This is a genomic window from Candidatus Poribacteria bacterium (assembly GCA_026702755.1).
In the GTDB taxonomy this organism is placed as follows: Bacteria; Poribacteria; WGA-4E; order WGA-4E; family WGA-3G; genus WGA-3G.
In genome coordinates this window covers 14,720-27,602 of record JAPPBX010000110.1, presented here as the reverse complement: position 1 = coordinate 27,602, position 12,883 = coordinate 14,720, and the positions used below count along the sequence as shown (strand labels likewise).

Genomic DNA, 12,883 nt, shown 5'->3' with positions numbered 1-12,883 from the left:
CCTCCTTTTATCTCTGTTACCGAGCATCCCCTTGGTTGGTAAGAATCGCTCCACTGGTTCCTGCTTCAAAAGGTACCGCGTCCTTGAGGACAGCATCCCGGTAAAGCGTGTAGGCAGATTCCGCCGCAGAGGTATCAGAAAAACGGATAATAAAAACAATCTGGGCATCCAGCCAATTCGCCGAATCAGCGTTATCCCGATAGCGAGCGGAGATACCGAGTGCTGGATCACTTAATTGTGGCACATTGACAGGTAATGTACTATAGATTTGGCGCAGTGCCCAATTTGAGCGGAACAATTTGACACTTCCACTCACCTTATTGCGTGGGAGTAGCGTAAGGATTCGTGGTTCTGGGGGAGGGTCTTTAATTTCTGAAGCAACAGCCTTTGCAATTGCAATCATCGCTTCACGAATACCCGTTGCGAACTCATAGCCCTCAATCTGAACGAAATACCTCCCTTTTGAAAACCGGAGATACCCGCCTGAAAGCATCGCCTTGCTGCCCACCCATTCAAACTTGGCTTGCGGATAAGTGTGAAAGTTGTATATTCCGAAGGCATTTTCTGGCATGCCCATATCGAAGATTTCAAGCAGTATCAGCGGTTTTGAACCGAATTGAGGTGCCTGATATTCCACCTCCGCTTGTCGTTGGAAACCGTAAGCGTGGTAAAGATCAGGTGAGGCGGCTCTATCCCGATAGAGGGTTTTACCCTGATATGTTGATGGTGCACGCGACTGTACCCAATCCAAGAATTCACCATCACCCGGCAAGAGATGCTCCGGCGAAATAGCTGCTTGCTCTATTTCTTCTATCGTTGGCGGTTCCTCCGACAGTATCGACGCGCTCTTAATGTTTTTGACAACCTTCAACATCGTCTGCTCTGCTTTCTTCACTGTAGCACTGTGCCAGACACCGTAGATATACTCACCTTCCTGTTGAACTACTGTCCAGTCCCCCTGTTGCCCACTACACGAAATTAACATCAAACTTAAGAAAAGCGGCATACCGAACAAGCAATAGTAGAGTTTATGAAGAATACGTCCTGCCTTGCGTTTCATTCGCGTGCAAGCTCCCGTGATGCGTCCTGTTACCACTGTTCAGCAAGTTGATTGTAAAGGTCTTCTATCAATTCGTCTACAATAAGATTTTTTGCCTGTGGAACGCTTTCCATAGGTTCAGACCGATTTGGTACAATATAGAAATCATGGACCTGGATGTAGTTATCACTTTCATCAATTATAGTATTGCGAACCCGGTCTATAAACTGATATTCTATCTGTAGGCTCATACGCAACAATTCGGGTTCACCGTTCGGTCCAAATCCGTGCTCCCTTAGTTCGTAATCCTGTATTCGCATCGTAAATTCAGCATCGTTTCCGTCTCGCCATTTCCGATTAAAGCGTTGAATTAATTTCTCATGAATGACTTCATCATAGCCCCTCTGTGATGTCTCATCGTAAGCGAAATCTGCATCCAGAATATCAATAGGTGGAATACGAATGGTGTTGATATGTTCCAAGTACTCTGACTTGGAAACATAACCGCATCCAGAGATTAAACTCAGCCATATCGGTAGTGCTAACATGAACATCGTTTTAGACATTTTCTTCTCCCAAATTTCATAGGAAAACGTAATCCAGCTGGTATTCTAAGGTTAGGCTTCGCGCTTCTCGCCGCGCTCATTTCGTGTGCTCCGTTTAGAATCCATCTAACAGCACAGGCACTTGAAACTTTACCGGAGCAGCCTTCGGACGTGGTGCTTCCTGCTTCCCACCATAAAATATAGATCTGACGGTATCAACAACATATTGCTTATATTCAGGGGTCAATAGAACAACGAAAATAAGAACAAGGAGTATAAGAACAATAGCGAGTAAATAGGTTAGCCATCTTTGATCGAGCAGATCCCCTTTATTAAAGGCTTGTCTGGCAATAATACGTCGTGATTTCATCAGTTTAACTCCTCATTTCACTGGTATATTTTACTTTATTCATAGAGGTTCGCCCTACTACTTTTATTAGAGATTCGCTGACTTCTCAATATTCAAAATTATAGCACAAAAACAGATAACATGCAAAATTTTAATAGGACTTACGCATTTCCTTTTATAGTAAAACCCGTAATGATTTATACACCAACACAAGGGCGAGGATACAATCCTCGCCAGCAGCGGTGGAGGGTTTGTTTCCAGACGAACTGTAAACATATTTTCGGATTCTACTATAAAGTCCCCTGATAAAGCGGATTTAGGAGGTTAAAAATACCGAGATACTTTCACCGCAAAGCATTTTTGCGTCCCTTTTCTGCTCATTTTGCGTAAGTCGAAATAAAAATAGGGCAAAGGAATTATCCTTCACCCCATTTCATGTCTTTTGTAAATCGCTGGTTACGATGCGTTCCTACTATCGAGAGCGTCCTTTGGGAATCCGTGGTGAACGTCGATCACGGAAATCGCGAGAATTATCTCGTTGATCATACCGATTTCCACGCCGTTCGCGGGAGTCATTGGAACGCCTGTCACGGTATTCGCGCGAGTCTCGATTCTCACGGTAGTTGTTAGAACGTCCACCCTCGCGGGAGTCTCTACCAGCATTCCAATCAGATGAGAACTCGCGATCCTCATCCGACGACTCGATATTCAGTTCCTCAACCGGCACGCCACCTGCAGCAACGAGCGTTAGATCTACGCGATCCTGTTCGTCAATCGTAAGGATACGGACGGTGACTTCGTCGCCAACCTGCATAACGTCCTCAGCGCGGCGGACATATCCGTCGCCCATCTGCGAAATATGAACAAGTCCATCCTTACCCGGCAATATCTCCACAAACGCTCCGAAAGGTGCAGTTCGGACGACTTTACCAGTGTACTCTTTGCCAATTTCAGGCATAGCAGTGATCGCCCGAATTTTTTCCTCTGCACGTTTGACATCTTCCGCGCTCGTTGCGGCGATTTCCACAGTGCCATCATCTTCAATGTTGATAGTTGTGCTTGTCTCTTCCTGAATACCTTGCACAGTTTTACCACGCGGTCCAATGAGGTCCTTGATTTTCTGCTGTGCAATTTGGAGAGAGTAAATTCGCGGCGCGTAAGGTGAAAGTTCTGCACGCGGCTCAGCGATGACCGCGTTCATCTGTTCAATGACCGACAAACGTGCCTCTTTTGCCTGATGAATCGCACGGCGCATCAACTCAGGTGTGACACCTTCAATCTTGATATCCATCTGTATGGCAGTGACACCGTCACTAGTCCCAGCGACCTTGAAGTCCATATCGCCGAGAAAATCTTCGGTACCGAGCATATCGGTCAGGATCGCTTCCTGCTCACCTTCCTTGATAAGACCGACACCAATCCCAGCCACAGGTCTTTTAATGGGGACCCCCGCATCTAATAGTGCGAGAGTTGCACCACAAACGGTTGCCATTGAAGATGATGCATTGGATTCCAAAATTTCAGAGACGATTCGGATGGTGTAGTGAAATTCGTCTTTATTTGGGATAACCGGTTCAAGTGCCTTTTCTGCAAGCGCACCGTGTCCTATTTCTCGACGCCCGGGTCCCATCATACGTTTGACCTCACCAGTGCTGAACGGAGGGAAGTTATAGTGTAGGAAGAAGGCACGCCTTGCCTCGCCATCAAGCCCACGTTGTACGTCTTCGTCGCCAGATGTGCCGAGTGTTGTTACACAGAGTGCCTGTGTCTGCCCTCTGCTAAATAGGGAGGAACCGTGGGTATGCGGGAGCAACCCGACTTCTCCCGAAATGGAACGAATGTCGGTTACACCGCGACCATCAACACGTTTCCCTTGGGTAAGAATCGCTTCACGCATCTCTTCTTTTTCAATTTCACTCAAGATAGAGATAGTATCTTTTGTCGCGTTCGGATCGACCTCTTCAGGCATATCCTCAAGGATTTCGGAGAGGACCTCTTCTTGTACCTGTTCAAGATAATCTTCACGCACTTTCTTATCTGCCATCCCGATAGATTCTCGAATGCGTGACGTAGCGAGATGTCGGACACGGCTACTGAGGTCGGATTCAACACTCTTGGATGCATAGTCTCGTTTTGTGTTACTGCACCCCGCAGCTAGCCCTTCTTGAAGTTTTATAATTTCTTTTATCTGTTCGTGGGCGGTGATAATTGTATCAATGACTTCATCTTCAGGAATTTCATGCCCACCGCCTTCAACAGACATTACAGCGTCTGCTTTACCGCTGACGAACAACTCCATCGCAGAGGCATGTAACTCTTCGTAGCTTGGATTGATGATTAACTGGTCTTCAACTTTTCCAACAGTAACGGCAGCTACAGGTCCGTTAAAGGGTATATCAGAAATTGATAATGCGGCAGATGTCCCAATAAGAGCCGGAACATCCGCGGGATGAATGCCATCGGATGAAAACACGTTACATAAAATTTGGACTTCAGCCTTAAAGTCTTTTGGAAAGAGGGGACGGATGCAGTGGTCTATTAAACGAGCCACCAACTGTTCTGATGTTCCGGGACGTGGTTCGCGTCTACCATAGACTGTCGGTATACGTCCTGTAGCGTAAGCCCTCTCGCGATAATCTACTGTTAACGGAAAGAAATCGAGGTCATGATCGCCATCATCGGCTACCACCGTGACTAAGACAACCGTTCCACCGTATTGTACCCAAACGGCACCGTCTGCCTGTTTCGCAACTTTTCCGGTCTCAATTGATAACTTCTCGCTCCCAAGTTGCATTTCAACTTTCATTCTATATGCTACTCCTATATTTCCATTTTTTTCGCCGTGTCACTAAATATGAACACTAAAAAGACGGTTGAAGAATAGCTAGCGTCTATTCATCTTCCGCTTGACACCAAACAGAAACTGGATTGGTGCCAGTACAAAATCTAACTGCTCCTCTATCCAATAGTGTCACGAATTCCGAGTTCATTAATTAAACGGTAATAGCGCGTAACGTCTTTTTTGTAAAGGTACCGTAACAGGCGGCGCTGTTTGCCAACGAGTCGGTAAAGTCCATGACGCGAATGGTAGTCTTTCCGGTGCGTCTGAAAGTGTTCAGTTAACTGTTGAATACGCGCAGTCAAAATTGCCACTTGAGCCTCCGGGGAACCGGTGTCTTGTTGGTGTATCTGGTACTGTTGGATCAATTCCTTCTTCTCTGCTGCATCAATTGCCAATTGCGTTCACCTCCTTTAAGTTGTACAACTAACAGCAAGGTTTAGAAACTTGCGAAACTCGAGAAAATAATCCCATAAACGAAATTCTACAACACTGCATGAGAAGGAGGCTAAGCCACATTCAGGACATCGCTTCCATTTTCCCGACATTTGATACATATATAATACCACAAATCAACCCAAAATTCAAATTAAACTCACGTCGCCAAGTAGTATTTAGATTTAAAGGGTAGTTCCTACAAAGAGGTAGACACCGAAAGAATGTCCACAGCATTTGCAATGTCGCGTTGTATCTGTTGAATCAAAAGTTCTGGATTCGGAAACTTCCGCTCACTTCTAATTTTCTCTACGAAAAATATTTCTATAGGTTCGTCATAAATCATTTCATCAAAATTAAAGAAGTGTCCTTCTACCTGAACATCTCTGCCGTTAAATGTAGGGCGGGTCCCGACATTCAATACGCCGTCTAACAATCGTTCCTCTAACTTTGCCCGGATAGCATAAACACCATTAGGAGGACAGACTTGATTCTGAAAGTCTATATTGGCAGTCGGAAATCCAATTGTTCTGCCACGCCCATCGCCGCGAACAACATTACCCATTAAGGAATAGAGACGCCCCAATAACTGAGAACTGCACTTAAGATCCCCTCGCGCGAGTGCTTCGCGGATACGGGTACTATGAACAGGTGCCCCATTTACTTCGGTAGGAGGAACAATGGAAACATTGAACGGATACGCTCGACTCAGCTCGGCTAACCGTTCCGCATTGCCGGCGCGGTCTTTACCAAACTGACAAGCATACCCCACGACGACATGTCTGGCTCGGCATTTCTCTAAGAGTACCCGCTCCACAAAGAATTCGGGAGACATCGATGCAATTTGGGCATCAAAACTAAGCATGATGATTTTGTCAATGCGAAACTGTTGAAGGACTTCAACGCGTTTAGAGAGAGGCGTCAGAACGGGGGGACATCGTTCTGGGGCAAGGAAGGCAAGCGGATGGGGGTAGAAACCAACCAATACGCTCATTAACTTATCTTGCGCAGCCCGCTGAAGAAGGGTGTTAATAACCGCTTGGTGACCAACATGGATGCCATCAAACACACCAAAAGTAACAACGGTTTCTCTGCCGAATTCAACTATGTCGTCTAAACTATAAATTGTAGTTGCGACCTGTAGATCGCTCCTACTACAGGCGTTTTCCACGGCGTTCAATCCTTCTGGCAATCAGCTTGTTCCGCGTGACTTGGATGGATATAGCGTTGTGCAGCTTGAATAAGGGCAGCAATCGCCAAGAGGTAAGGCATAGTAATGCGACAGCCAGCGGCGCGCGCATGCCCTCCACCCTCGAACTCTGCAGCGAGTTGACTGACATCAACACACCCCTGACTCCGCAGACTTACTTTCGTACTTCGATCCATCATTTCAGACGCGCAGAGTGCCACTTCAACACCGGCAATCGCTTGAATTTGATTTACAATACCCTCGACAGCGTCAGCAGTCGTTCCAGTTTTGCGAAACATTGTCTGTGTTACATACACCGATGCTATCTTCCCATCATCCGTCACTTCCAATGTGCGGAGGACTTCACTCAAGAGGTGTATCTTCGCAACAGGGACATGCTCATAGACGTTTCGATAGACCTCATCTGGAGCGAACCCGCCTATTTCAATTAATTCCGCGGCAATTTGATGTGTCTCGGCTGTGGTATTACTATGGCGAAAACAGCCAGTATCAAACATCAACCCTGTATAGAGACAAAGCGCGCACGCTTTGTCTATTGGGGTCTGATGGTATTTAATGAGTTTGTAAACAATCTCTGAGGTGGAAGAGGCAGAGGGCACAATGAGGTTGATATCGCCGAACGTCTCTGCGGTGGCGTGATGGTCAATGTTAATGAGGCAGTGTGTAGGCAGCAAGGTTTTGGACAGTGCTTTGCCGATTCGCTCAAGTGTGCTGGCATCCAATACGATCAACACCTCTGGACAATAGCTTCCAACAGAATGGGTGCTCTCAATACTATCCCAAAACGGGAGAAATCTATAATTAGCGGGCACCGCGTCTGTATTAAACATTTTAACAGACTTTCCGAGTCCCGTGAGAAACAAGTAAAGACCCAGTTCGGAACCGATTGCATCGCCATCAGGGTTAATATGTGTCGAGAGCGCGAAGTTATGATACCGGTCAAATAAATTACAAAGAGTGCTATAGTTCTGCATATCAACCATCTGTTGGGTGTCCATGAAATGTCCGCTGCATGGTTTTAGGTTGTTTCGTCCTCGGACTTAACAGACTTGAGGAGTCCATCTATTTTAAAGAGGTAGTCAGCGGATTCATCTATAGCAAACCGAAGCTCAGGCGAATAGCGCAGCGTCAGGCGGTTCCCGATTTCGCGTCGAAGAAACCCCGCTGCACTCTTTAGCCCAGCGAGTGTTTCACTTTTCTGCGCCTCATCGCCGATAACACTGACTTTTACATCTACATATTTTAGATCCGGTGATACAGAAGCCTGCGTAACAGTACAAAATGTGATACGCGGATCTTTGACAGAACGTTGGATAATCTCGCTTAACTCTCGTTGGATGAGGGCTCCGACTCGATCTTGCCTTCTATTATCTATCATGATGTTCCTATCTTTAGCAGCAAGTTCTGGGAGAACTTATTAAAAGAAAAATTCCGTTTCGTAATCCACTAACTCAGCATCTATATTTGCCTCAACGAAAGCGACAACATGTGAGATAATTTTATTAAGATGCACTACGTCATTGGAAACTGAAACGGCGGCTAATATCGCGACTTGATGTGCGTCCAACGCTTCAACTTCGGCAATAGCAATATTGAAACGATTTTTGAGCTTCGCGATAAGGCTTTTTACAACCCGGCGTTTCGCTTTCAACGAGTGGCTATCCGGGATACGGAGACGGATTTTACAAACACCGATGTGCATAGAAAATGTTAATCAGTTAATTAATTGTAGGCGCGCTTTTATGGCGTTTAAAATTTAAATTAACGGCACCTGCTATGACAACAGGCTATCAAATAAACAAAGACAGTCTACGAAAGTGAGCGTGCCACCTGCTCGTGAACATAACACTCAAGCACATCACCAATCTGTAGATCGTCAAATGTCTCAATACCGATCCCGCATTCATAATTCGCTTGTACCTCGTTTACATTGTCCTTGAACCGTCGGAGCGAATTGACTTTGCCTTCGTGAATCAATCTATTATCGCGAAGGATACGGAGGGGTTGGTTATAGGAAATCCGCCCCCAATTGACGTAACTACCAGCAACTAAACCGAGACGTGGCACTCTAAACAGCTCACGCACCTCTGCCCGTCCGATAACGACTTCCCGCACCTCAGGATCAAGCAAGCCCTCCATAGCAGAATGGATATAGGAAATGAGGTTATAAATAACGTTGTAGGTCCGAACATCAATTCCCTCGGTTTCCTTAGCTTGCACTGCTTCTGTGGTAGGATGAACGTTGAAACCGACAACAATAGCATCAGATGCGGAAGCGAGCAAAATGTCGGTTTCGGTAATTCCGCCGACTGCTTGATGAATAATGTTGATTTTAACTTCATCCGTACTTAACTCAAGCAGTGACGAGGCAACTGCTTGCACAGAACCCTGCACATCACCTTTAAGAACAACGTTTAACTCTTTAATCTCACCTTCCTGAATCTGTTGGAACAAGTTTTCCAGACTGACGTGGCTGTTTGCGCCAAGCTGCTCATTGCGGTACTGGTCTTGGCGAGTTTCACTGATTGCACGGGCATCCTTATCGGACTCAACGACATAGAATCTGTCGCCAGCTTCTGGCACGCCGGTAAAACCGAGTACCTCAACAGGACACGAGGGAGCGGCTTCCTTCATCCGCTTCCCGTGATCATCCATCATTGCCCTAACTTTTCCAGAGTACCTACCTGAAACAAACACATCGCCAACCCTCAATGTCCCAGACTGGACGAGGACGGTCGAAACAGCACCACGTCCTTTATCAACCTGTGCCTCAATAACAATACCTCGTGCTGGTTTATTCGGGTTCGCCTTGAGTTCAAGTAAAGCCGCTTCCAGAAGAAGCATTTCAAGCAAAAAGTCAATGCCTGTCCCTTCCGTTGCGGAGGTTTCAACACAAATTGTTTGTCCGCCCCATTCTTCTGGAACGAGTTCCTGCTCTGCCAATTGCTGTTTGACATAGTCTGGTCGGGCACCGGGGACATCTATTTTATTAATAGCGACCACGATTGGAACCTTAGCAGCTTTTGCGTGACTGATCGCTTCAATTGTCTGAGGCATAACCCCGTCATCAGCAGCGACAATCAGTACCACAATATCGGTCACTTGTGCGCCACGTGCTCGCATCGCGGTAAAAGCCGCGTGTCCGGGCGTATCTAAAAAAACAACACTTCCATTTTCCAACGTTACGTGATAAGCACCGATATGCTGCGTTATATTCCCCGCTTCAGACTCACTGATATTTGATTGACGAATAGAATCCAGAAGAGAAGTTTTACCGTGGTCAACGTGGCCCATAATTGTAACAACTGGAGCACGAGGTTGTAAAGATTCCGGGGCATCTGGTGTATCGATTAACAGTTCTTCTTCAAGTGTTTTCAATTTAACTGCTTCAAACTTCAAGTGATCCCCAAGCATTACAAGTGTATCGTAATCAAGCCGTTGGTTGATATTCGCTATCACCTTTAACTTCATAAGTTGCATAATCAATGCTGAAGGTTGTAATTCAAGCGATGCAGCAAGATCAGCGACAGTTGTCCCCTCCGGGATCTGCAAACCATCGGTCATGTCAGTTTCTGGCTTTGAGATATCTTCAACGGAATCTTCGGTTGTAGAGACAGTGTCCTCCACGAGGTCATCAACCAACTCCGACTCAATAAGCGCGACAGTATCTGGATCAAGACCACTCATACCACTCTTAACACGAACACCATGCTCTTCAAGCAGTGCGATCAACTCTTTGTTTGTTAAGTCGTATTGCTTTGCTAATTCATAAACCCGTATATTCCGGCTTTTATTTTCTTTACGGTCACCTTTAGGGGACCTCTGCCGCTCTTGTGCGGATTCCCTCATAGTAATTCCTCCTTACTCTTCTGTTGTGCGTGCGGATTGCTGGGTCCATTGAAGAAGCACCTGTTCAAACCGCATTATAACCTTATTCGTCAGCTGCACACGTAATAAAGAATTAATCCGTCTGGGAGACTTAAACGCTTTCTGAATGCAGGCTTGAGAAAGGCAAACGTAAACCCCACGCCCATGTAACCGTTTTCGACAGTCAATTTGCAATTCTTTGTCCTGCTGACACACGAATCGAATCAATGTTTTCTGTGGAAACTTCTGACGGCACCCAATGCAAGTGCGAATAACATTCCTCAACATCCTCACCCACTTTTTTCAACTTGCTCCGAATCAATCAACCTATTCATAGTCACATCCAGATAGCCGAGGCAACAAGGGACACCTTTGAAGATTATTCAGACTTAACATCGGCATCATCACCTTCAGCAGTGCCAACTCACTCTGTTTCAAAATCCTCGTCGGCATCAACGACAGGCACATTTTCACTGGTTACGTCCGCTGCTTCCGCTTCAAAAATCTCCGTATCGGCATCTTCTTGGTCATCCTCTGCTGAACTTACTACCTGTTCAGAATTTGTTGCCTCAGATTCCTGCGTAAGCGTACTTGCATCTGCCTCCTCTTCCGAGGTATCCGGTGGACTCTCAGCTGCTACATCAGGATTCTCTTCTTCCTCAACAGGTTTAAAAAGTTCGTCAATCGAAACAGTTGTTTCGGACTCACCCTTTATGTCAACCTTCCAACCCGTTAATTTTGCAGCGAGCCTTGCATTCTGCCCGCGTTGCCCGATCGCCAAGGAGAGTTCATTGTCCGGTACAACCACGCGAGCACTTCTGTCTTCCTCATTGAGTTCCACCCTACGCACAGAAACATGCCCCAAAGCGTTAGCGATGAAGACACTCGGATCCTCGCTCCAGTCAAGCACGTCTATTCTTTCACCATCAAGCTCACCAGTAATAGTTTGGACCCGAATTCCCTTGACCCCAACACACGTCCCAATAGCATCAATACCTTCTTCAGTTGCTAAGACAGCAACTTTTGCGCGATTGCCCGGATCACGTGCAACCGCCATAACACGGACCTGCCCTTCATAGATTTCGGGTACCTCTTGTTCAAAGAGCATTGTGACAAGATCGCGATGTGTTCGGGATACGATGATAGGAGCACCGCGCGTTTCACTTTTTACCGACAAAATTAAACACTGCAACCGCTTACCACGTTCGTAATTTTGTGAACGCGGTATCTCTCGCGGTGGTAAAAATGCCTCTGTCTGTTCAAGGTCCAAGACGATACCACCGCGTTCAAAACGCTGGACATAACCGGTGACAACCTCACCTTCTCGTCCAGCAAATTCCTCATAGATTTTCTCTCGTTCCGCCTGCTTTATTTTTTGGAAAAGGATTTGCTTTGCCAATTGTGCGGGGATCCGTCCAAAATCACTCGGGTTGATTTCGACCTTTAGCATCTGACCGAGTTCAACATCTTCCTGAAGTTTCACGGCTTCCTCAATCGGAATCTCTGTGGAGAAATCGCGCATAATATTAACGACTTTTTTAGGAACATAGCAACGTATATCCCCTTTTTCTAAATTAACTTCAACAGAAATGTTGGCATCGGCACCGTAAACTCGGCGTGCAGCAGCGCGAAGTGCCTCTTCTATCGCCTCAACAAAGACTTGTTCTGGCAGATCCGTCTGCGCTGTATTTTGACGAATAGCGTTTTGGAGGTTCTCTAACATAATAATTGATATCCGCGGCACCTTTCTATACAGGCTAGCGAATAGCAGCCTGTATCGGTTCAGTCCGCGTGCTCCTTTCCAATTTTCTTATATCGGCTTGCAGTCTACACCCTTGACTCTTGCTGATTACCACATCAGTTGTATGTGTGCATTGAGAATTTGCGAAATCTTAACGGAGATAGACTTTCCGTTAGACACCTCCAAGACTACCTTCCCAGAGTGTACTTCTACAACGGTGCCTTGTACCTCACGCTTCCCTCCGTCCTTTGAGATGACTTCTATCTGAACCGCTCGCCCGCAATTTCGCTGGAAATCTTTAGCAGTTCTTAAAGGTCTATCTATGCCCGGCGAAGCAACCTCTAACTGTGCGTAACTTGCCAAATGCTCATGCACTTCTAAAACTGGACGTACGGTTTGATTCACCATTTGGCAATCCCTCACCGAAAGCCCATCGGGTTTGTGGATGAGGAGGCGCAATGTCTGCGCATGTACTTCAACATCTACAAGCTCAATGCCATCCAAATCAAGCATTGGTGCTAACATCTCAATAATAGCGTTTTTCTCAGCTGTTGTCATATTTATATAAAATATAAAAAAAACGCGATACATCCCAACAGCAGAGGTTCTTCGCGGTTCATTTTAATGTCGCAGCGCACAGTTGAGAGGAATAGGTAAACCAAGGACTGCACTTTACGACTACTACCGATGTCAAAGCAACAGGGGTATTAATTCTCGCCCATCTACCTCATATTGTTACATAATACCCGTTTTCCTTCTTTTAGTCAAGCCAATTAGTCAGTCAACTCAATTTTGTGAGCAAAAATCAGCGTGTTTGAAAAAACTCAATGACAAACACAAACTGCAATCCTTCAAACG

The 12,883-nt window shown here is 46.0% G+C and carries 12 protein-coding genes; all 12 read right to left on the bottom strand.

The annotated features are described in order from the left end of the window. Nucleotides 1–16: 16 nt before the first annotated feature. Entirely contained in the window at nt 17–1,060 is a 1,044-nt protein-coding gene (locus OXH39_21715) for a hypothetical protein (GenBank protein MCY3553085.1), read from the bottom strand. Between the two features lie 29 nt (nt 1,061–1,089). After that, nucleotides 1,090–1,605 carry a hypothetical protein gene (locus tag OXH39_21710; GenBank protein ID MCY3553084.1) on the bottom strand — a complete coding sequence of 172 codons (516 nt, stop codon included), beginning with the start codon at nt 1,603–1,605 and terminating at the stop codon, nt 1,090–1,092. 94 nt (nt 1,606–1,699) lie between these two features. Then, nucleotides 1,700–1,954, bottom strand: a complete 255-nt coding sequence (locus OXH39_21705; GenBank protein ID MCY3553083.1) for a hypothetical protein — start codon at nt 1,952–1,954, stop codon at nt 1,700–1,702. A 451-nt stretch (nt 1,955–2,405) separates the two neighbouring features. Next, on the bottom strand, nt 2,406–4,739 hold the full coding sequence (pnp, locus tag OXH39_21700) for a polyribonucleotide nucleotidyltransferase (protein MCY3553082.1): 2,334 nt from the start codon (nt 4,737–4,739) through the stop codon (nt 2,406–2,408). Nucleotides 4,740–4,891: 152 nt separating this feature from the next. Next, nucleotides 4,892–5,170, bottom strand: coding sequence for a 30S ribosomal protein S15 (rpsO, locus tag OXH39_21695; GenBank protein ID MCY3553081.1), 279 nt, complete (start codon nt 5,168–5,170; stop codon nt 4,892–4,894). A gap of 236 nt (nt 5,171–5,406) precedes the next feature. Beyond that, nucleotides 5,407–6,399, bottom strand: coding sequence for a bifunctional riboflavin kinase/FAD synthetase (locus tag OXH39_21690; protein ID MCY3553080.1), 993 nt, complete (start codon nt 6,397–6,399; stop codon nt 5,407–5,409). After that, entirely contained in the window at nt 6,384–7,415 is a 1,032-nt protein-coding gene (locus OXH39_21685; protein MCY3553079.1) for a bifunctional oligoribonuclease/PAP phosphatase NrnA, read from the bottom strand. Before OXH39_21685 ends, OXH39_21690 begins: the two co-directional genes overlap by 16 nt. 20 nt (nt 7,416–7,435) lie before the next feature. Continuing rightward, nucleotides 7,436–7,795, bottom strand: a complete 360-nt coding sequence (gene rbfA / locus OXH39_21680) for a 30S ribosome-binding factor RbfA (protein ID MCY3553078.1) — start codon at nt 7,793–7,795, stop codon at nt 7,436–7,438. 39 nt (nt 7,796–7,834) lie between these two features. Then, nucleotides 7,835–8,119 carry a DUF503 domain-containing protein gene (locus tag OXH39_21675; protein MCY3553077.1) on the bottom strand — a complete coding sequence of 95 codons (285 nt, stop codon included), beginning with the start codon at nt 8,117–8,119 and terminating at the stop codon, nt 7,835–7,837. Between the two features lie 107 nt (nt 8,120–8,226). Further along, entirely contained in the window at nt 8,227–10,266 is a 2,040-nt protein-coding gene (gene infB / locus OXH39_21670) for a translation initiation factor IF-2 (protein MCY3553076.1), read from the bottom strand. A 442-nt stretch (nt 10,267–10,708) separates the two neighbouring features. Next, a complete protein-coding gene (nusA, locus tag OXH39_21665) occupies nt 10,709–12,007 on the bottom strand; it encodes a transcription termination factor NusA (protein MCY3553075.1) in 1,299 nt (432 codons plus the stop codon). A gap of 126 nt (nt 12,008–12,133) precedes the next feature. Further along, the gene (locus OXH39_21660; GenBank protein MCY3553074.1) at nt 12,134–12,583 is read right to left on the bottom strand and encodes a ribosome maturation factor RimP; all 450 of its coding nucleotides are present in this window, start codon (nt 12,581–12,583) and stop codon (nt 12,134–12,136) included. Between the last annotated feature and the right edge of the window lie 300 nt (nt 12,584–12,883).